This is a genomic window from Brenneria rubrifaciens (genome assembly GCF_005484945.1).
Classification (GTDB): Bacteria; Pseudomonadota; Gammaproteobacteria; order Enterobacterales; family Enterobacteriaceae; genus Brenneria; species Brenneria rubrifaciens.
The window spans coordinates 2,414,599-2,438,196 of record NZ_CP034035.1; the positions used below are offsets into that span (position 1 = coordinate 2,414,599).

At 60.3% G+C, this 23,598-nt stretch carries 2 protein-coding genes (1 of these 2 only partly in view); both read left to right on the forward strand.

The genetic code is table 11. The annotated features are described in order from the left end of the window. Positions 1–5,694, forward strand: the 3' portion of a protein-coding gene (locus EH207_RS11145; RefSeq protein ID WP_137714047.1) for a non-ribosomal peptide synthase/polyketide synthase. It extends 20,097 nt beyond the left edge of the window; 5,694 of the gene's 25,791 nt are visible here — the last part of the coding sequence; the start codon falls outside the window, past its left edge; the stop codon is at positions 5,692–5,694. Continuing rightward, positions 5,687–23,476: a non-ribosomal peptide synthetase gene (locus EH207_RS11150; RefSeq protein WP_137714048.1), complete on the forward strand. Its 17,790-nt coding sequence runs from the start codon at positions 5,687–5,689 to the stop codon at positions 23,474–23,476. The genes EH207_RS11145 and EH207_RS11150 overlap by 8 nt, the downstream gene beginning before the upstream one ends. The last annotated feature ends 122 nt before the right edge of the window (positions 23,477–23,598 follow it).

Below are 23,598 nucleotides of genomic sequence, written 5' to 3' on the forward strand. Positions count from 1 at the left end.
GGCGTGCTGTTCCACGTGGCCTACGCGCTGGTACTGGCACACACCAGCGGTCGCCATGATGTGGTCTTCGGCTCGGTGCTGTCAGGGCGCTTACAGGGGATCGCCGGATCTGACCGGGTGATGGGGATGTTTATCAATACCTTACCCGTGCGAATGTCTCTCAGCGACCACAGCATACTGGACGTTGTGCAGGCCACCTACCGCGATCTGACGTCGCTGCTGGAGCATGAACAGGCGCCGCTGGCGCTGGCCCAGCGCTGTAGCGGCATTACGCCGCCGGTTCCCTTGTTTAGCGCCCTGCTCAACTATCGTCATAGTCAGTCAGGCCCGGCCGACGAAGGATATATACGCGTAGTCGCTGCCGAGGAACGTACCAATTATCCACTCACCCTGTCGATCGACGATCAGGGGCAAGGCTTCAGTCTGGTGGCTCAAACCGCCGCCCCCCTCGACCCCGGCCGGGTGGCTCACTATCTGGAGACCGCCATTTATGGTCTGGTCGAGGCGCTGGCAGTCGAACCCCAACGCCCGATCATGACGATATCGGTATTGCCGGACACCGAGCGTCGGCAGGTGCTGGTTGATTTCAATGCCACCGACGCCGACTTTCCGCAGCATTTACTGGTTCATGAACTGTTCGAAACGCAGGCTGCGCGAAGCCCTGACGCCATCGCGGTCGTCTTCGGCGAACAGACCCTGAGTTACGCTGAACTCAATCGCCGCGCCAATCAGTTGGCACATCATCTGCTGATGCTTGGCGTTCACCCCGACGATCGCATCGCGATCTGTGTGGCGCGTGGTCTGGAGATGGTTATCGGTCTGCTCGGCATTCTTAAAGCCGGCGCCGCCTATATACCCCTCGACCCAACCTACCCCACCGAGCGCCTGCGCTACATGCTTGATGATGCCAAACCGGTCACGCTGCTCACTCAGCACGCCCTGATCGCCCGGCTGGATAGCGGCCTGCCTACCGTGATACTCGACGCCCCGTACACCGCCGGTAAGGAGACGCCGGACGGCAATCCCGATGCCCGGGCGCTGGGGCTGACGCCGCGCCATCTGGCCTATGTCATTTATACCTCCGGCTCCACCGGCAAGCCCAAGGGCGTCATGATTGAACACGTCAATCTGGTCAACTTCCTGTGTTCAATGAGCAAGGAACCGGGTATGGCGCAAGAAGATGTATTACTTGGCGTTACCTCTCTCTCTTTCGATATTTCCATTCTGGAGCTATTCCTGCCGTTATTATCCGGCGCGCAACTCGTTCTGGCGACGCAGACACAGGCGGCCGATGCGCAGCAACTTGCCGCATTGATTGCTCACCATAAGGTTTCCTTTATGCAGGCCACGCCTTCAACCTGGCGTATTTTATTGCAACTGCCTGATTTTTCCCTGCCCGTCGGCTTCAAGGCGCTGTGCGGCGGAGAGGCGTTGTCTGAAAAGCTGGCCACGCAGTTGCTCCAACAGGTCGTTACGCTGTGGAATATGTACGGCCCGACAGAAACGACGATCTGGTCCGCGCTAAACGGTCTGACCCGGCCTCTTCCCGATATTGGTCACCCGATTGCCAACACCCAAATCTATATTCTGGATACGCAGGGCCAGCCTGCGCCGCTTGGCGTGGCCGGGGAAATCCATATCGGCGGCGTCGGCGTGGCGCGCGGTTATCTCAACCGCCCCGAACTGACCGCCGAGCGCTTTATCCCCGACCCGTTCTCAACAACCTCTGACGCCCGCCTCTACAAGACCGGCGACCTCGGCCGCTGGCTGCCCGACGGCAGCATCGAATACCTCGGCCGTAATGACTTCCAGGTCAAGCTGCGCGGCTTCCGTATCGAACCCGGTGAAATCGAAGCCCGGCTGACGCAGTGCCCCGGCGTACAGGAAGCGGTGGTGGTCGCCCGCGAAGACAGCCCCGGCGACACCCGGCTGGTGGCCTATCTCTGCCCGCAGGCCGACGCCGTGCCTGACCCCGCCGACCTGCGCCGGCAGCTCAGCCAACATCTGGCCGAGTATATGATCCCGAGCGCCTTTGTCACCCTCGATGCCTTCCCGCTCACCCCGAACGGCAAGCTCGACCGCAAGGCGCTGCCCGCCCCCGACCAGACGGCGGTGGTCAGCCGGGGTTATGACGCGCCGCAGGGCGAGTTGGAAATCGCGCTGGCCGACATCTGGCAAGATCTGCTGGGCGTCACGCGCGTCGGCCGCCACGACCATTTCTTCGAACTCGGCGGCCATTCGCTGCTGGCGGTCAGCCTGATTGAACGACTGCGCAACCGGGGTTATCAGCTTGAAGTACGCGGCGTTTTCACCACCCCGGTACTGCATGAGATGGCGGCGACGATACACGACCATCAGGGTGAAGCGGCCTTCGTCGTCCCGCCCAACCGCATCCCCGAAGGCTGTACCGTCATTACCCCGGATCTGCTGCCGCTGGTGACACTCACCCAGGCGGAGATCGATACCGTTGTCGATACCGTATCCGGCGGCGCCGCCAATGTGCAGGATATCTACCCGCTCGCGCCGCTACAGGAAGGCATTCTGTTCCATCATCAATTACAGACGCAGGGGGATACCTATCTGTTAAGAAGCCTGGTGGCTTTTGACCGGCGTGAACGTCTTGATGCGTTTCTGGATGCGCTGCAACAGATCATTGACCGCCACGATATTCTGCGTACCGCTATCTGCTGGCAGGGGCTAAATCAGCCCGTTCAGGTAGTCTGGCGACAGGCCGCCCTGCCGGTCAACACCTTTTCTCCCGCCTCGCCAGACGATGTTCCAGGTCAATTGCAGGCGCATACCGATCCACGCTCACACCGCCTTAATCTCAATCAGGCGCCGCTATTCGCCGCCGATATCGCCCACAACCCAGCTTACGATGAGTGGCTGCTGGCGCTGCGTTTCCACCATCTGGTCAGTGACCATGTGACGCTGGCGCTGATTGTTAAGGAGATCCGACTGCTGGTTCAAGGACGTAAAGAGGCGTTACCGACGCCGTTGCCGTACCGCAACTTTATCGCCCAGATCCTGAACGTACCGCTCTCGGTGCATGAAGCCTATTTCCGCCAACGGCTGGCGGACGTCGATACCCCGACCGCGCCTTTCGGCCTGCTTGATGTGCGGGGTGAGGGTAAAAACATAACCGAAGCGCGTCTGTCGTTAGCGGACTCACTCGTCGACGCCCTCCGCCATCAGACTCGCCGTCTGGGCGTCAGCCCGAGCGTGCTGTTTCACATTGCTTACGCTCAGGTGCTGGCGCACACCAGCGGTTGTGATGATGTGGTCTTCGGCTCGGTGCTGTCCGGGCGTTTGCAGGGCAACGCCGGGGCTGACCGGATGATGGGGATGTTTATCAATACCCTGCCGCTGCGCATCGTCCTCGGCAGGCAGAGTGCGCAGGAAGTCGTGCAAGCCGCCTCGCATGCGCTGACGGCCCTGCTGGAGCATGAGCAGGCGCCGCTGACGCTGGCTCAGCGCTGTAGCGGGGTGGCTCAACCCATGCCGCTGTTCAGCGCATTATTCAACTACCGCCATAGCCTGTCCGATCCCGGCGCTGAAAGCTGGGACGGCATACGTATCCTGGCCTCGGAAGAGCGCACCAACTACCCGCTCATGGTTTCGGTAGACGACCGGGGTGATGAATTTGGTCTGGTGGTTCAGGCTCTCACAGGTATCGACGCTTCCAGAGTCGCTAACTATTTGGTCACGGCAATCAGCGGATTGATCGCCACGCTGAATACCAATCCACAGCGCCCCATCATGACGATATCGGTATTGCCGGATACCGAGCGTCGGCAGGTGCTGGTTGATTTCAATGCCACCGACGCCGACTTTCCGCAGCATTTACTGGTTCATGAACTGTTCGAAACGCAGGCTGCGCGAAGCCCTGACGCCATCGCGGTCGTCTTCGGCGAACAGACCCTGAGTTACGCTGAACTCAATCGCCGCGCCAATCAGTTGGCACATCATCTGCTGATGCTTGGCGTTCACCCCGACGATCGCATCGCGATCTGTGTGGCGCGCGGTCTGGAGATGGTTATCGGTCTGCTCGGCATTCTTAAAGCCGGCGCCGCCTATATACCCCTCGACCCAACCTACCCCACCGAGCGCCTGCGCTACATGCTTGATGATGCCAAACCGGTCACGCTGCTCACTCAGCACGCCCTGATCGCCCGGCTGGATAGCGGCCTGCCTACCGTGATACTCGACGCCCCGTACACCGCCGGTAAGGAGACGCCGGACGGCAATCCCGATGCCCGGGCGCTGGGGCTGACGCCGCGCCATCTGGCCTATGTCATTTATACCTCCGGCTCCACCGGCAAGCCCAAGGGCGTCATGATTGAACACGTCAATCTGGTCAACTTCCTGTGTTCAATGAGCAAGGAACCGGGTATGGCGCAAGAAGATGTATTACTTGGCGTTACCTCTCTCTCTTTCGATATTTCCATTCTGGAGCTATTCCTGCCGTTATTATCCGGCGCGCAACTCGTTCTGGCGACGCAGACACAGGCGGCCGATGCGCAGCAACTTGCCGCATTGATTGCTCACCATAAGGTTTCCTTTATGCAGGCCACGCCTTCAACCTGGCGTATTTTATTGCAACTGCCTGATTTTTCCCTGCCCGTCGGCTTCAAGGCGCTGTGCGGCGGAGAGGCGTTGTCTGAAAAGCTGGCCACGCAGTTGCTCCAACAGGTCGTTACGCTGTGGAATATGTACGGCCCGACAGAAACGACGATCTGGTCCGCGCTAAACGGTCTGACCCGGCCTCTTCCCGATATTGGTCACCCGATTGCCAACACCCAAATCTATATTCTGGATACGCAGGGCCAGCCTGCGCCGCTTGGCGTGGTCGGGGAAATCCATATCGGCGGCGTCGGCGTGGCGCGCGGTTATCTCAACCGCCCCGAACTGACCGCCGAGCGCTTTATCCCCGACCCGTTCTCAACAACCTCTGACGCCCGCCTCTACAAGACCGGCGACCTCGGCCGCTGGCTGCCCGACGGCAGCATCGAATACCTCGGCCGTAATGACTTCCAGGTCAAGCTGCGCGGCTTCCGTATCGAACTCGGCGAAATCGAAGCCCGGCTGACGCAGTGCCCCGGCGTACAGGAAGCGGTGGTGGTCGCCCGCGAAGACAGCCCCGGCGACACCCGGCTGGTGGCCTACCTCTGCCCGCAGGCCGACGCCGTACTAGACCCCGCCGACCTGCGCCGACAACTCAGCCAACATCTGGCCGAGTATATGATCCCGAGCGCCTTTGTCACCCTTGATGCCTTCCCGCTCACCCCGAACGGCAAGCTCGACCGCAAGGCGCTGCCCGCCCCCGACCAGACGGCGGTGGTCAGCCGGGGTTATGACGCGCCGCAGGGCGAGTTGGAAATCGCACTGGCACAGATCTGGCAGCAATTGCTGGGAATTACGCGCGTCGGCCGCCACGACCATTTCTTCGAACTCGGCGGCCATTCGCTGCTGGCGATGCAATTGATCACGCATATCCGCGCCGAATTTTTCGTCGAGATGCCTGTCGTCTCAATTTTTCAATTCCCTGAGTTATCCGCGTTGGCGGAGGTCATTCTCGCTACGCAAATACGCTCGGCGTGGGACAGCGATACGGAATCAATCAAGAACGACCTCGATTCAATGTCCGTAGAAGAGTTAATGGCGATTTTAGATGGAGAACAGATTAATGAGTAAAACCGGCATCGACATTGAGGCGCTAAAACGCGCTGTTTTAGAGAAAAAGGTTAAAGAACAGCTACAAATTCGTGGAAGCCAACAACGCCCCGCGATCAAGAGGGCGGATCGCGATGCTCCGCTCCCTCTTTCTTTTGCTCAACAAAGCCTGTGGTTCATCGGACAACTCGACGCTGCCGCCAGTCAGGCTTATCACCTTCCGGCGGCGCTGCGACTTATCGGTCAGCTCGATAAACCCGCGCTCACCGCCGCGCTTAATCGGCTGGTCGAGCGTCATGAAAGTCTCCGCACCCATTTTACATTGATCAATGGACAGCCTTGCCAGCAGATCGCGCCGGACAGCATCGGCTTTCACTTATCTTGTCTCGACCTGCGTTCACTGGACGCCGCCGCTCGCGCACAGCGTGTGGCCGAGCTAACCGAACGCGAGGCGCGTGAGCCTTTCGACCTTATGCGCGGCCCGCTTATTCGCGGCCAGTTGCTGCAACTCAGCGATGATGAGCATGTATTGCTGTTCACTCAGCACCATATCATTTCCGATGGCTGGTCCCTCGGCATCCTGGTACGCGAACTCGCGGCGTTCTACCGTGCGGTTCTCAATGGCAGTAGCGCGCATTGGCCCGCGCTACCCATCCAATATGCCGATTATGCCGTCTGGCAGCGCAACTGGCTCAAAGAAGACAAACTCGCCGAACAACGCGATTTCTGGCGAAAACACCTACAGGATGCGCCGGCGCTACTGACGCTGCCCACTGATCGCCCCCGACCTTCGGCACAACGCTATGCGGGCAGCCAGGCGCTGTTCCACCTTACCCCAGGCGAACTCAATGCACTCAAGACACTCGGCCAACAGCACAACACCACCCTGTTTATGACGCTGCTTGCCGGCTGGACTCTCGTCCTCTCCCGCCTTAGCGGTCAGGACGATATCGTTGTCGGTACGCCGGTCGCCAACCGCACTCGCAGCGAGCTCGAAGGCGTCGTGGGTTTCTTCGTCAATACGTTGGCTTTACGTATTGAACCCGGTCAGTGCAAGACCGTAGCCGACCTGCTTGCTCAAGTGCGTGAACGGGCGTTGGCGGCCTATGCACATCAGGATCTGCCTTTCGAGCAGGTGGTGGAGGCAGTGCAACCCGTTCGCAGCCTTGGCTACAACCCGATCTTTCAGGTCATGCTGTCGCTGAATAATACGCCGGCACAGCGATTGACGCTGCCCGGCCTCGAACTATCCAGCATTGAGAAACCGCAGCACAGCACTCATTTTGATCTGACGTTGGCGCTCACCGAGACCGATGCGGGACTGGCGGGCAAGATCAATTATGCGATCGACCTGTTCGATCATGAAACCATTGTCCGCGTTATCGATTACCTCAAAAATGTCCTTACGGCAATGACCACCGAGATAACCCAACCTATTACATCGCTGACAATGCTGCCGGACAACGAGCGCCGGCAACTGCTGGGGGACTTTAACGCCACCGACGTCGACTTCCCGCAACAGACGTTGATCCACCCACAGTTTGAAGCACAGGCGGCGCGCACCCCTGACGCCATCGCCGTGCTGTTCGGGGACAACGCGCTTACCTATGACGAACTCAATCGCCGCGCCAACCAACTGGCGCATCATCTGATCTCGCTGGGCGTCCGGCCCGACGACCGCATCGCCATCTGCGTCGAGCGCGGACTGGATATGATGGTCGGTTTGCTCGCCATTCTCAAAGCCGGCGCCGCCTATCTGCCGCTCGATCCCGCTTACCCCGCCGAACGCCTTGCCTCTATGCTCGACGACGCCCAACCCGTCGCCCTGCTTACCCAGACCGCGCGGCGGGAAACATTCGACGATACCCGGCCCATTCTGCTGCTGGATACCCCGGCGTCCGCCGCCTATGCGGAGAGTAATCCCGATGCCCGGGCGCTGGGGCTGAGCTCACACCATCTGGCCTATGTTATCTATACCTCCGGCTCCACCGGCAAACCCAAAGGCGTCATGGTCGCCCACCGCAACGTGCTCAACCTCGCCTGCGCACTACAGCCGCTGCTGGCACTCGAACGGCCCAGCCGCATCGCCCTTAACGCCAGCATCGTGTTCGATGCCTCAGTCCAAAACTGGCTCCAACTGCTGTCGGGACACACGCTGGTCATTGTCCCTGAAGCCCTCCGCGCCGATGCGCAACAGCTCTGGCGCTACTTTTCCCGTCACGCCGTCGATTGGTTCGACTGCACCCCCGTGCAGTTGCACTGGCTGCTCAATGCCGGTCTCGGCGCCGACCCGGCCTACCAGCCCGCTGGGGTATTAATCGGCGGAGAGGCCATCCCGCCGCACACCTGGTCAAGTTTGGCCACGCTCACCGCCACCCGCTTTATCAACGTTTACGGCCCCACCGAATGTACCGTCGATGCCACCGCCTGCGTCATCGACCATGCACACCCGCTGCCGGTCATCGGTAAACCGCTCGCCAACACCAAAATCTATATTCTGGATGCGCAAGGGCAGCTTGCCCCGCTCGGCGTGGCGGGAGAAATCCATATCGGCGGCGTCGGCGTGGCGCGCGGCTACCTCCACCGCCCCGAACTGACCGCCGAACGCTTTATCCCCGACCCGTTCTCAACGGCGTCTGACGCCCGCCTCTACAAGACCGGCGACCTCGGCCGCTGGCTGCCCGACGGCAATATTGAGTATCTGGGGCGTAACGACTTCCAGGTCAAAGTGCGCGGTTTCCGTATTGAACCCGGTGAAATCGAAGCCCGGCTGACGCAGTGCCCCGGCGTACAGGAAGCGGTGGTGGTCGCCCGCGAAGAAAACCCCGGCGATACCCGGCTGGTGGCTTATCTCTGCCCGCAGGCCGGCGCTAAATTACTCCCCGCCGACCTGCGCCGGCAGCTTAACGAGTCTCTGGCCGAGTATATGGTGCCGAGCGCCTTTGTCACCCTCGACGCCTTCCCGCTCACCCCGAACGGCAAGCTCGACCGCAAGGCGCTGCCGGCGCCAGACCAGACGGCGGTGGTTACCCGAGACTATGAAGCGCCGCAGGGCGAGGTGGAAAGCGCGTTGGCTGAGATCTGGCAAGACCTGCTGGGGTTAGCGCGCGTCGGCCGCCACGACCACTTTTTCGAACTCGGCGGTCATTCGCTGATGGCCGTACAATTAATCAATCACCTGCGAGTGCAAGGTATGGACGCGACGCTCGCAGCTTTATTCTCTCATCCAACGCTGTGCGATCTGGCTTCGGTGCTAACGCGCGCGTCGTTTACCGAGCCATCCCGCATCCCGGTAGCCGAGCGAAACACGCCGCTTCCGCTCTCTTTTGCCCAACAGAGGCTGTGGTTTATCGGGCATCTCGACCCAGTGGCCAGTCAAGCCTATCATCTCCCCGCGGCGTTGCGGCTTGTCGGTCAGCTTAATAAATCGGCGCTCACCGCGGCTCTCGATAGTCTGGTCGCACGCCACGAAAGCCTGCGTACTCACTTTACGCTGGTCGACGGACAGCCCTGCCAGCAGATTTCCCCCGACAGCACCGGCTTCAGTTTGTCCTGTCTCGATTTGCGTTCGCTTGACGCCGCCGCCTGTCCCCAACGCGTGGCCGAACTCACCGCGCACGAGGCGCGCGACCCGTTCGATTTGACGCAAGACCCGCTTGTTCGCGGACAGTTGCTGCAACTCAGCGACGAGGAGCATATATTGCTGCTCACCCAACACCACATCATCTCCGATGGCTGGTCCCTCGGCATCCTGGTACGCGAACTCGCGGCGCTCTACCGCGCCGCTATTAATGGAGAAAATGCACATTTACCCCCGCTGCCCATCCAGTACGCCGACTATGCCGTCTGGCAGCGTAATTGGCTTAGGGGAGAGACGCTCGCCAGCCTGCACGACTTCTGGCATAACCAGCTACAAGGCGCACCGGCGCTGCTGAGGCTGCCCTCTGACCGGCCACGTCCGTCGGTGCAACGTTACGTGGGTAGCCTGGTGCCGATACATATCGATAGCACAGAATTAACCGCTCTCCGCGCACTGGGTCAGCAACAGGGAACCACCCTGTTTATGACGCTGCTCGCCGCCTGGACGCTGGTCCTCTCTCGTCTTAGCGGTCAAGACGATATCGTTGTTGGTACGCCGGTCGCCAACCGCACACGCAGCGAGCTCGAAGGCATCGTGGGTTTCTTCGTCAATACGCTGGCTTTACGTATTGAACCCGGACAGTGCAAGACTGTAGCCGACCTGCTTGCTCAGGTGCGCGAACGGGCGCTGGCGGCCTATGCGCATCAGGATTTGCCTTTTGAACAGGTGGTGGAAGCGCTACAACCTGTGCGCAGTCTCAGTTATAGCCCGATCTTTCAGGTCATGCTGTCGCTGAATAACACCCCGGCGCAAACCCTGACGCTTCCAGGCCTCGAACTTTCCGCCATTAAACAGACAGGGCACAGCGCCCATTTTGATCTGACGCTGTCACTCACTGAAACTGAATCAGGTCTGAAAGGCGGGCTGGAATATGCAACCGATCTATTCGATAGGCAAACCATCGTCCGTCTGGCCGGCTACCTCAGAAATGTCCTGACGGCAATGGCGACGAATGTGACGCGGCCTCTCGCCTCCCTACCGATGCTGCCGGACGCCGAGCGCCGGCAACTGCTGGTCGATTTCAACGCCACCGACGCCGACTTTCCGCAACATGCCTTGATTCATCAGTTATTCGAAAATCAGGTTGAACGCACCCCTGACGCCATCGCCGCGCTGTTCGAGGAGCGCTCGCTCACCTATGACGAACTTAACCGCCGAGCCAACCGACTGGCGCATCATTTAATTTCGCTGGGGGTACGGCCCGACGATCGTATCGCCATCTGTGTGGAGCGCGGTCTGGAGATGATCGTCGGTTTGCTGGGCATCCTTAAGGCGGGCGCGGCCTATGTGCCGCTTGACCCCGCTTACCCAGCCGAACGTTTGGCCTACATGCTCGACGACGCCGCACCGGTGGCCTTGCTCACTCAAGCTCCCCTGCTGGATGCGCTGAACAGCAATCTGCCCGCCGTGTTGCTGGATGAACCAAGGTCCACGCTCTTCGGCGACCTACCGGACAATAATCCTGACGGTCGGCGTTTAGGATTAACGCCACGCCATCTGGCGTACGTGATTTATACCTCCGGATCGACCGGCCGACCTAAAGGCGTGATGATCGAACACCATAGCCTGTGCAATCTGGCCTATGCGCAGATTGACGCATTCCGCATCACGGCGAATAGCCGCCTGTTGCAGTTTGCCTCTTTCAGTTTTGACGCCTGTCTGTCTGAAGTGACGACAGCGCTGTGTCAAGGCGCCTGCCTTGTCCTGGCGTCCCGTGAGGCGCTATTGCCCGGCGATGCCCTGCTTAACACGCTGCAAGCGCAGGCTATCACTCATGTGACCCTCCCGCCGGTGGCGGCCGGCGCGCTGGACCCCAATGCGGAATTGCCCGACCTGAAGACCCTGGTTCTGGCGGGCGAAGCCTGCCCGCCGGCGCTGGTCAAACGCTGGGCCGCCGGACGCCGGATGATCAACGCCTATGGCCCGACGGAAGGCACTGTCTGCGCCACGCTCTATGTCTGTGATGCGCAGAATGAACAGATCCCGCCCATCGGCCGTCCGATTGCGAATACTCGGATCTACATCCTTGACGCCCAAGGACAACCTGTCCCCCTCGGCGTCGCCGGCGAGATCCATATCGGCGGCGCCGGCGTGGCGCGCGGCTACCTCAACCGCCCTGAACTGACCGCCGGACGTTTTATCCCCGACCCGTTCACCGACTGTCCCGACGCCCGACTCTATAAAACCGGCGACCTCGGTCGCTGGCTGCCCGACGGTAATATTGAGTATCTGGGGCGTAACGATTTTCAGGTCAAAGTGCGCGGCTTCCGTATCGAACTTGGCGAAATCGAAACCCGGCTGGCGCAGTGTCCGGGTATCCGGGAGGCGGTAGTGATTGCCCGCGAAGATACGCCGGGAGAGAAACGGCTGGTGGCCTATCTCCAACCCCAGCCCGGCGTTGAATTGATTCCCGCCGACCTGCGCCGGCAGCTTAGCCGGCATCTGGCCGAGTATATGCTCCCGGCGGCATTTGTGACATTGGCAAGCTTTCCGGTTACCCCGAACGGCAAGATCGACCGTAAGGCGCTGCCGGCGCCAGATCAGACGGCGGTGGTTACCCGGAGTTATGAAGCCCTGCAGAACCAGGTGGAAACCGCGCTGGCCGGGATCTGGCAAGATCTTCTGGGGCTGGCGCGCGTCGGCCGTCACGATCATTTCTTTGAGCTGGGCGGCCATTCGCTGATGATCGTTAGTCTGATCGAACAATTACGCAAGCTCGGGTTCAGGCTTGATGTACGTAACGTTTTCGCCGCGCCGATACTCAGCGAAATGGCGCTGACGATACAGGAAACCCAGACGTCGACGGTTTTCGCTGTGCCGCCCAACCGCATCCCCGCAGGTTGTACCGCCATTACCCCGGATATGCTGCCGCTGGTGACGCTTACCCAGACGGAGATCGATGCGATGATGGATACCGTACCCGGCGGCGGCGCCAATGTGCAGGATATCTACCCGCTTTCTCCATTACAGGAAGGCATTCTGTTTCACCACCGCATGCAGGAGCAAGGGGATACTTATCTGCTCAATTATTTGCTGGCCTTCGAGAACCGCAACCGTCTTGATGCGTTTCTGGAGGCGCTACAGCAAGTTATCAACCGCCACGATATTTTACGTACCGCTGTCTGCTGGCAGGGACTTAACCAACCGGTACAAGTGGTTTGGCGCCATGCGCCGCTGCCGGTGAATATCTTTAAGGCCGCCTCGCAGGAGAATATATCGGCTCAATTACAGGCGCACACCGACCCGCGTCAGCGCCGTCTTAATCTGAATCAAGCCCCGTTGCTCTCTGCCGATATCACCTTCGATCCAGCCGCTAACGAGTGGGTATTGGCTCTCGGTTTCCACCACCTGGTCGGCGACCATGTGACGCTGGATCTCATCATTGCCGAAATCACGCTATTGTTACAGGATAGCGCGGAGGCACTGCCCGTCCCACTGCCTTACCGTAACTTTATTGCCCAGATCCTGAGCATGCCGGCTTCGGAACATGAAGACTATTTTCGCACGCGACTTGCCGATATTGACGCGCCCACCGCCCCATTCGGTCTGCTAAAAACGCAAGAGGGCAATCAGCCTGTTAACGAAGTACGTCTTTCATTGGATACGGCGTTAGCTAAAGCCACCCGCCATCAGGCTCGTCAGTTCGGTATCAGTCCGAGCGTACTGTTCCATGTTGCCTGGGCGCAGGTGCTGGCGCACACCTGCGGTCGCGATGATGTGGTTTTCGGCTCGGTGCTGTCCGGGCGTTTGCAGGGCGTCGTCGGGGCTGACCAGGTGATGGGGATGTTTATCAACACCCTGCCGGTACGGATTTCCCTTAGAGACCGTAGCGTACTGGACGTCGTGCAGGCCACCTACCGCGATCTGACGGCGCTGCTGGCCCACGAACAGGCGCCGCTGACGCTGGCTCAGCGGTGCAGCGGCGTCATCCCCCCTATACCGCTGTTCAGTACATTGTTTAATTATCGCCATAGCCAACCCAAAATGACTGACAACCCAGTCTGGAATGGCATGCGCCGACTCGCCGCAGACGAGCGCACCAATTATCCGCTCACCCTGTCAGTGGACGATCTGGGGCAGGGCTTCAGTCTGGTGGCTCAAACCGTCGCCACCCTCGACCCCGGCCGAGTGGCTCACTATCTGGAAACCGCCATTTATGGTCTGGTCGAGGCACTGGCAGTCGAACCCCAACGTCCTATCATGACGATATCGGTATTGCCGGACACCGAGCGTCGGCAGGTACTGGTGGAGTTCAACGCCACCGACGCCGACTTCCCGCAGCATGCCCTGATCCATCAACTGTTCGAACTACAGGCTGAACGCACCCCCGACGCCATCGCCGTGGCGTTTGAAGCGCACGTTCTCACCTATGCCGAACTCAATCGCCGCGCCAATCAGTTGGCGCATTATTTGGTTTCTCTCGGCGTCCGGCCCGATGACCGCGTCGCCCTCTGCGTCGAACGCTGCCCGGAGATGGTCGTCGCTCTGCTCGGTATCCTCAAGGCCGGCGCCGCCTATGTCCCGCTCGACCCCGGCTACCCCGCCGAGCGCCTTGCCGCTATGCTCGACGATGCCCAACCCGTCGCCCTGCTTACCCAGTCCGCACAGACGGCCGTCCACACCGATACCGTTCCCGTGGTCCTGCTGGATACCGGGGATTTCGACGCCTGTCAAGACAGCAACCCAGACCCGCGGGCGCTGGGGCTGAGCGCCGCTAATCTGGCCTACGTTATCTACACCTCCGGCTCCACCGGCAAGCCCAAAGGCGTGATGAACCATCATCGCGGTCTCTGCAACCGTCTGGTCTGGATGCAGCATGCCTATCACCTCACCCCCGACGACCGCGTGCTGCAAAAAACGCCGTTCAGTTTCGACGTCTCCGTCTGGGAGTTCTTCTGGCCGCTGCTCTACGGCGCCCGTCTGGTGATGGCCCGTCCCGACGGCCACAAGGATTCCGGCTATCTCACTCAACTGATTGAGGACGCCGGCATCACCACCCTTCACTTTGTGCCTTCCATGCTGCAACAGTTCGTGCAATGGGCCGATTCTCCCTGCGACTCGCTTAAACGCGTCATCTGTAGCGGCGAGGCCCTGCCATCTGACCTGCAACAGCGTTTCTTTGCCCGCTTCAACGCCGAATTGCACAACCTGTATGGCCCCACCGAGGCCGCTATCGACGTCACCTACTGGGCCTGCCGCCGCGACGATACGCGCAGCTTTGTGCCCATCGGCCGTCCCATCGCCAACACCCGAATCTATATTCTGGATACGCAGGGCCAGCCTGCGCCGCTTGGCGTGGCCGGGGAAATCCATATCGCCGGCGTCGGCGTGGCGCGCGGTTATCTCAACCGCCCCGAACTGACCGCCGAGCGCTTTATCCCCGACCCGTTCTCAACGGCGTCTGACGCCCGCCTCTACAAGACCGGCGACCTCGGCCGCTGGCTGCCCGACGGCAGCATCGAATACCTCGGCCGTAATGACTTCCAGGTCAAGCTGCGCGGCTTCCGTATCGAACTCGGCGAAATCGAAGCCCGGCTGACGCAGTGCCCCGGCGTACAGGAAGCGGTGGTGGTCGCCCGCGAAGACAGCCCCGGCGACACCCGGCTGGTGGCCTACCTCTGCCCGCAGGCCGACGCCGTACTAGACCCCGCCGACCTGCGCCGGCAACTCAGCCAACATCTGGCCGAGTATATGGTGCCGAGCGCCTTTGTCATCCTTGACGCCTTCCCACTCACCCCGAACGGCAAGCTCGACCGCAAGGCGCTGCCTGTCCCCGACCAGACGGCGGTGGTCAGCCGAGGCTATGAAGCGCCGCAGGGCGAGGTGGAAACCGCGCTGGCCGATATCTGGCAAGATCTGCTGGGCGTCACGCGCGTCGGCCGCCACGACCACTTTTTCGAACTCGGCGGCCATTCGCTGATGGCGGTCAGCCTGATTGAACGACTGCGCAACCGGGGCCTGACGCTTGATGTCCGTAGTATTTTCACCACCCCGGTACTTCATGAGATGGCGACGACGATACACGACCGTCAGGGTGAAGCGGCCTTCGTCGTCCCGCCCAACCGTATTCCCGAAGGTTGTACCGCCATTACCCCGGATCTGCTGTCGCTGGTGACACTCACCCAGGCGGAGATCGATACCGTTGTCGATACCGTATCCGGCGGCGCCGCCAATGTGCAGGATATCTACCCGCTTTCTCCGTTGCAGGAGGGGATGCTGTTCCATTATCGCTCTCAGGCGCAAGGCGATACCTATCTGCTATACCATTTAATCGCTTTTCAGACCCGCGAGCGCCTTGACGCCTTTCTGGATGCGCTGCAACAGATCATTGACCGTCACGATATTCTGCGTACCGCCGTTTGCTGGCAGGGACTGAGCCAACCGGTACAGGTGGTCTGGCGTCGGGCCGTCCTGCCGATCAACACCTTTGTTCCCGCATCGCCGAACGATGTTACGCGTCAGTTGCAGACGCATACCGATCCGCGCACCCGGCGTCTTAATCTGAATCAGGCACCGCTGCTCTCCGCCGACATCGCCCGCGATCCGGTACACGACGAATGGCTGCTGGCGCTGGGCTTGCACCATCTGGTCTGCGACCATATGACGTTGGCGCTTATCATCGGCGAAATTGACTTATTGTTGAAAAACCGCGCCGATGCGTTACCGGTTCCCCTGCCGTACCGTAACTTTATCGCCCAGACGCTGAGCGTACCCGTTGCGGAACATGAAGCCTATTTCCGCGACCAGTTGGCCGATGTTGATGCGCCGACCCTTCCTTTTGATCTGCTTGATATACAGGGCAAGGGCGAAAACATAGCCGTGATCCGCGTACCGCTTCCGCTCTCGTTATCCAGCGCGATATACCATCAGTCCCGACAGTTGGGGATTAGCCCCGGCGTACTGTTCCATGTTGCCTGGGCGCAAGTATTGGCGCACACCAGCCGTCGTGATGACGTGGTTTTCGGCTCCGTGCTGCTTGGTCGTCTACAGGGCTCTGCCGGCGCCGATCGGGTGATGGGGATGTTTATCAACACCCTGCCGCTGCGCGTTCCCCTGGCGGGCCGCAGCGTACTCGACGTCGTACAAGCCACCTATCGCGGCCTGACTACGCTACTTGAACACGAGCAGACGCCACTGGCGCTGGCCCAGCGTTGCAGCGGCGTGGCGTCGCCGATGCCGCTGTTCAGCGCCTTGCTCAACTATCGCCATACGCCGAAAAGCCAATATGTCACAACGTGGGACGGCATGCGTATGCTGGCAGAGAATGTACGTACCAACTATCCGTTTACCCTTTCAGTGGATGATAAGGGAGACGACGTCAGCCTACTTGTTCAAACCACCGCGGAAATTGATCCCGCGCGAATAGCACACTATCTGCTGACGGCGATCGACGGTCTGGTCGGCGCATTGGAAACGGAACCACAGCGCTCTATTCTCTCACTGTCGGTTCTGCCGCCGGCTGAGCGCCGGCAACTACTGGTGGAGTTCAACGCCACCGACGCCGACTTCCCGCAGCATGCCCTGATCCATCAGTTATTCGAACTACAGGCTGAACGCACCCCCGACGCCATCGCCGTGGCGTTTGAAGCGCACGTTCTCACCTATGCCGAACTCAACCGCCGCGCCAATCGCCTCGCCCACCATCTGCTGACGCTCGGCGTCCGGCCCGATGACCGCGTCGCCCTCTGCGTCGAACGCAGTCTGGAGATGGTCGTCGCTCTGCTCGGTATCCTCAAGGCCGGCGCCGCCTATGTCCCGCTCGACCCCGGCTACCCCGCCGAGCGCCTTGCCGCTATGCTCGACGATGCCCAACCCGTCGCCCTGCTTACCCAGTCCGCGCTGGTGGACCGATTGGGCGTCACTCTGCCTACCGTCATTCTCGACAATCCGCACACCGTCGGTGAGAAAACCCCGGACAGCAATCCCGATGCCCGGGCGCTGGGGGTGACGCCACGCCATCTGGCCTACGTTATCTACACCTCCGGCTCCACCGGCAAGCCCAAAGGCGTGATGATTGAACATCGCGGCCTGTGCAATCTGGCCCGCGCGCAGGCTGACATCCTGCACGTGACGCCCGCTTGCCGCCTGTTGCAATTCGCCTCTTTCAGCTTTGACGCCTGCTTCTTTGAAGTGGCCGCCGCGCTCACTCAGGGAGCGTGCCTGGTGCTGGCGGCCCGTGACGCCCTGTTGCCCGGTCCCGCCCTGCTCAACACCTTGCAAACCCAGGCCATCACCCATGTGACCTTGCCGCCGGTGGCGGCCGGCGCGCTGGACCCCAATGCGGAATTGCCCGACCTGAAGACCCTGGCTCTGGCAGGCGAAGCCTGCCCGCCGGCGCTGGTCAAACGCTGGGCCGCCGGACGCCGGGTGATCAACGCCTATGGCCCGACGGAAGGCACCATCTGCGCCACCGTCTACTTCTGTGATGCACAGGATGAGCAGATCCCGCCCATCGGCCGCCCGATTGCCAACACCCGGATTTATATTCTCGATACACAGGGCCAGCTTGCCCCGCTCGGCGTGGCGGGGGAGATCCATATCGGCGGCGTCGGCGTGGCGCGCGGCTACCTCCACCGCCCCGAGCTGACCGCCGAGCGCTTTATTCCCGACCCGTTTTCAAGCTCACCCGGCGCTCGGCTGTACAAGACCGGCGACCTCGGCCGCTGGCTGCCCGACGGCAATATTGAGTATCTGGGGCGTAACGACTTCCAGGTCAAAGTGCGCGGTTTCCGTATCGAACTTGGCGAAATCGAAGCCCGGCTGGCGCAGTGTCCGGGTATCCTGGAAGCGGTGGTGGTCGCCCGTGAAGATACCCCGGGAGAGAAACGACTGGTGGCCTATTTTCGCGCCCGCTCCGACGCCCAACCGACGCCCGCCGACCTGCGCCGACAGCTCAGCCAACATCTGGCCGAGTACATGGTGCCGAGCGCCTTTGTCACCCTCGACGCCTTCCCGCTCACCCCGAACGGCAAGCTCGACCGCAAGGCGCTGCCCGCCCCCGACCAGACGGCGGTGGTCAGCCGGGGTTATGACGCGCCGCAGGGCGAGGTGGAAAGCGCGTTGGCTGAGATCTGGCAAGATCTGTTGGGCGTCACGCGCGTCGGCCGCCACGACAATTTTTTCGAACTCGGCGGCCATTCGCTGATGGCGGTCAGCCTGATTGAACGGCTGAATGACCGGGGCTGGACGCTTGATGTACGCGGCATTTTCTCCACGCCGGTGCTCCATGAGATGGCGGCGGCGATACAGGATCATCAGGATAAGCCGGCTTTCGTCATACCGCCCAATCGCATTCCCAAGGGGTGTAGCGCCATTACCCCGGATCTGCTGACGCTGGTGACGCTCACCCAGGCGGAGATCGATACCCTCGTCGATACCGTATCCGGCGGCGCCGCTAATGTGCAGGATATCTATCCGCTCGCCCCATTACAGGAAGGGATCTTGTTCCACCATCTGTTGCAGGCGCGAGGCGACACTTATCTGCTTACCGCCCTCAGCGCCTTTGATAGCAGGGAACGGCTGAACGCCTTTCTAGACGCGCTGCAACAAGTCATTGATCGTCACGATATCCTGCGTACCGCCATCTGCTGGCAGGCGCTTAGCCAGCCCGTGCAGGTGGTTTGGCGGCACGCAACGCTGTCGGTGAACACGTTCATACCGAGTGGGGAAGACGCTGTTCCGGCTCAGCTACGGGCGCATATCGACCCGCGTCGACATCGGATCGACCTGCGTCAGGCGCCGCTATTAGCCGCCGATATCGCCTACGACCCGGATCACGATGAGTGGCTGTTGGCGCTGCGCCTTCATCATCTGGTCAGCGACCACATAACGCTGGTGCTTATTACCGAGGAGATCCGATTGCTGTTGCAGAAACGTACCGATGCGTTGCCCGTTCCGCCGCCTTATCGAAACTTTATTGCCCGGATACGCAGTGCGCCGACCGAGGCTCATGAGGCCTACTTCCACACCCAGTTGGCGGATGTGGATGCCCCTACCGCTCCCTTTGGTTTACTGAACGTACAGGGCAATGGCGACAATGTGCTCGAATCACGCCTGAAGCTGGATACGACACTGGCTTCGGCGATACGCGCTCAGGCCAGTCGTCTGAACGTCAGTCCGGGCGTACTGTTCCACGCGGCATACGCGCTGGTGCTGGCGCACACCAGCGGTCGTGATGATGTGGTCTTCGGTTCGGTGCTGTCCGGGCGTTTTCATGGCGTCTCCGGGGCTGATCGAGTAATGGGGTTTTTTATCAATACATTACCGGTACGAATTTCCCTCCATGACCGCAGCGTACTGGATCTTGTTCCGGATACCTACCGCAACTTGATGGCGCTGTTGGAGCATGAACAAGCCCCGCTGGCGCTGGCCCAGCGCTGTAGCAGCATCGAGCCGCCCATACCGCTGTTCAGCGCGCTGCTTAACTACCGGCATAGCAGGTCTGATTCAAGCGATGGGGATGCCGGGGGATACGGTATGCGCTTGTTAGCCGTAGAAGAACGCACCAACTATCCACTCTCGCTGTCGGTGGACGATCTGGGGGAAAGCTTCCGTCTCACCGCCCGAAGCGATGCAGAGATTGATCCTGCTCGTCTGATGCACTATATGCTCACCGCGATAAGTAACCTGATCGCGGCTTTGGAGGACGCGCCTCATCAGGCAGCGCTAAGCCTGCCGATAATCCCGGACAACGAGCGCCGGCAACTGCTGGGGGACTTTAACGCCACCGACGTCGACTTCTCGCAACAGACGTTGATCCACCCACAGTTTGAAGCACAGGCGGCGCGCACCCCTGACGCCATCGCCGTGCTGTTCGGGGACAACGCGCTTACCTATGACGAACTCAATCGCCGGGCCAACCAACTGGCGCATCATCTGATCTCGCTGGGCGTCCGGCCTGACGACCGCATCGCCATCTGCGTCGAGCGCGGACTGGACATGATGGTCGGTTTGCTCGCCATTCTCAAAGCCGGCGCCGCCTATCTACCGCTCGATCCCGCTTACCCCGCCGAACGCCTGCGCTATATGCTCGACGACGCCCAACCCGTCGCCCTGCTTACCCAGACCGCACAGCGGGAAACATTCGACGATACCCGGCCTATTCTGCTGCTGGATACCCCGGCGTCCGCCGCCTATGCGGAGAGTAATCCCGATGCCCGGACGCTGGGGCTGAACTCACGCCATCTGGCCTATGTCATCTACACCTCCGGCTCCACCGGCAAACCCAAAGGCGTCATGGTCGCCCACCGCAACGTGCTCAACCTCGCCTGCGCACTACAGCCGCTGCTGGCACTCGAACGGCCCAGCCGCATCGCCCTCAACGCCAGTATCGTGTTCGATGCCTCGGTTAAAAACTGGCTCCAACTGCTGTCGGGACACACGCTGGTCATTATCCCTGAAGCCCTCCGCGCCGATGCGCAACAGCTCTGGCGCTACTTTTCCCGTCACGCCGTCGATTGGTTCGACTGCACCCCCGTGCAGTTGCACTGGCTGCTCAATGCCGGTCTCGGCGCCGACCCGGCCTACCAGCCCGCTGGGGTATTAATCGGCGGAGAGGCCATCCCGCCGCACACCTGGTCAAGCCTGGCCACGCTCACCGCCACCCGCTTTATCAACGTTTACGGCCCCACCGAATGTACCGTCGATGCCACCGCCTGCGTCATCGACCATGCACACCCGCTGCCGGTCATCGGTAAACCGCTCGCCAACACCAAAATCTATATTCTGGATGCGCAAGGGCAGCTTGCCCCGCTCGGCGTGGCGGGAGAAATCCATATCGGCGGCGTCGGCGTGGCGCGCGGCTACCTCCACCGCCCCGAACTGACCGCCGAACGCTTTATCCCCGACCCGTTCTCAACGGCGTCTGACGCCCGCCTCTACAAGACCGGCGACCTCGGCCGCTGGCTGCCCGACGGCAATATTGAGTATCTGGGACGTAACGACTTCCAGGTCAAAGTGCGCGGTTTCCGTATTGAACCCGGTGAAATCGAAGCCCGGCTGACGCAGTGCCCCGGCGTACAGGAAGCGGTGGTGGTCGCCCGCGAAGAAAACCCCGGCGATACCCGGCTGGTGGCTTATCTCTGCCCGCAGGCCGGCGCTAAATTACTCCCCGCCGACCTGCGCCGGCAGCTTAACGAGTCTCTGGCCGAGTATATGGTGCCGAGCGCCTTTGTCACCCTCGACGCCTTCCCGCTCACCCCGAACGGCAAGCTCGACCGCAAGGCGCTGCCCGCCCCCGACCAGACGGCGGTGGTCAGCCGCAGTTATGACGCGCCGCAGGGCGAGGTGGAAACCGCGTTGGCACAAATCTGGCAAGATATACTGGGGCTGACGCGAGTGGGGCGTCATGATCGCTTTTTTGAAATTGGCGGGCATTCGCTGTTAGCCGTGAAATTGTTAAACGCCATGCGCCAACAAGGTATAGAGCTAGCGTTGTCCACCTTATTCGCTCATCCAACGCTATGCGATCTCGCGCTGGAGATTAATGACGACATCATCAAACCCAGTTTCCCCATCGCTGAAAACCCTGTGCCATTGAGTCCTGACGGAGATCTGCCGCCATTGTTCCTGGTACACGAAACAACAGGCGATCCGGTAGTTTATTCGCAGCTAGCCGCCTTGCTGCCATCGTCGCTACCGGTCTACGGACTGCACGCGCTTGGCATCCATACGGCGGATAATCCGCCGACGTCTATTGAGGAACTGGCCGATTATCACATTCAGGCCATTCGCCGCATTCAGGCTCACGGCCCCTATCGTCTCGCCGGGTGGTCAATGGGGGGCACCCTAGCCTATGAAATCGCAATCCAGTTGATTGACAGCGGTGAATACGTTGATTTCCTTGGCATGATCGATTCCTACAACTTTAGTGGGATCAATCGCGATACGGAAAATAAACCGCGCGTTGCGCCGGTAAATGATGAGCGAGAAAGTATTACCACGATTATTAAATATCTACGTAACTCTTTGAAAATAACCGATGAAGAGGAGTTGGATAAACTATGTAAGATCAAAAAGTTAAACTTCGCCGTCGCGTTTTGCCAAAGTCGGGGATGGCTACCAGCCGGGGTGACCAAAGAGGACATTCTGCTGCGAATATCCTCCAGGAAAACCATTTTGCAATGTGTTCGAGATCATATCCCCCCGGCATCACCCCTGGCGATTCATCTTTATACCGCGGGTGATTTATCGGTCAGCGACGATCCGTGGCGCGGCTGGCAAGGCACTGTCGGCAAGGATTCCGTGATTCATCCTGTAGGCGGAACGCACTATACGATCATGCAGTCGCCCTTGCTGAATCAGGTAGTCGATTCGTTTAGCGAGTATCTCTTATCCGGCAACTATACCCCGAATATCGTTATCCAAAACGGCACCCCAGGGACACCGCCGCTGCTATGTATTCCTGGCGCCGGCGCCAACGCATCCAGTTTTATTGAGCTGGCGCTATCATTGCCGACTCAACAGCCCTTGAACGCTCTGCAAGCGCGAGGTCTGACAGAAAGCGGTCTGCCGCCTTATGTCAGCGTCGAAGGCGCGGCCCGAACCTACCTTGAGGCGATCCGCCAAACGCAGCCTTATGGACCGTATCACCTCTTAGGCCATTCTTTCGGCGGATGGATAGCGTTTGAAATCGCCTTGCAGTTGCAGGCGCGGGGTGAATCGGTCGCCAATCTGATACTGGTCGATACCGATGCGCCCGACGCACAGAACTGCCCGCCGAAGTCTATCGATCGTATCGAGACGCTGCTGAAGTTAATCGCTATCTACAACATGCTACTGACTCACCCCTTGGCCCTGACACGTTCTGATTTCGACGAGATGACGCCGGATGAGCAGATTAAGAAGTTGCATGGCGCTTTGGTGAGCGCGGGTATTTTCTCGCCCCAGATGACGACATCGGTGCTGTTGGGCATCGTTCAGGTCATGCAGGCAAATCTCAACACGGTGTATACGCCGCGCGCGCGCTATGAGGGGCTAGTCCATTTGATCAGCGCCAAAGAGGGGGACGCCGTTGAGAGAGAAACCAATGAAAAGCAATGGCGCTCGCATGCCGCTCAATTTGAGATGCTGCTCATGCCAGGCAATCACATGACGATGTTGTCCGCTCCGCAGGTCGAAAAGTTGGCCGCTTGGCTGCGGGTAAATCTGTCCCTTGTGAGGTGAGTTACGCCGCTGCCGCCACTTTACCAGCCCTTACGGGCTGGCGTTTGCGCCTTCATTATGCAGGCGTTCTGATTTGGCGATATGACATAACGGTTGGACGATCCGACAGGGTAATCATCCGC

What these genes read in the sequence shown, in the direction of transcription:
- EH207_RS11150 (WP_137714048.1), top strand. Translation starts at nt 5,687, where the DNA reads ATGAGTAAAACCGGCATCGACATTGAGGCGCTAAAACGCGCTGTTTTA.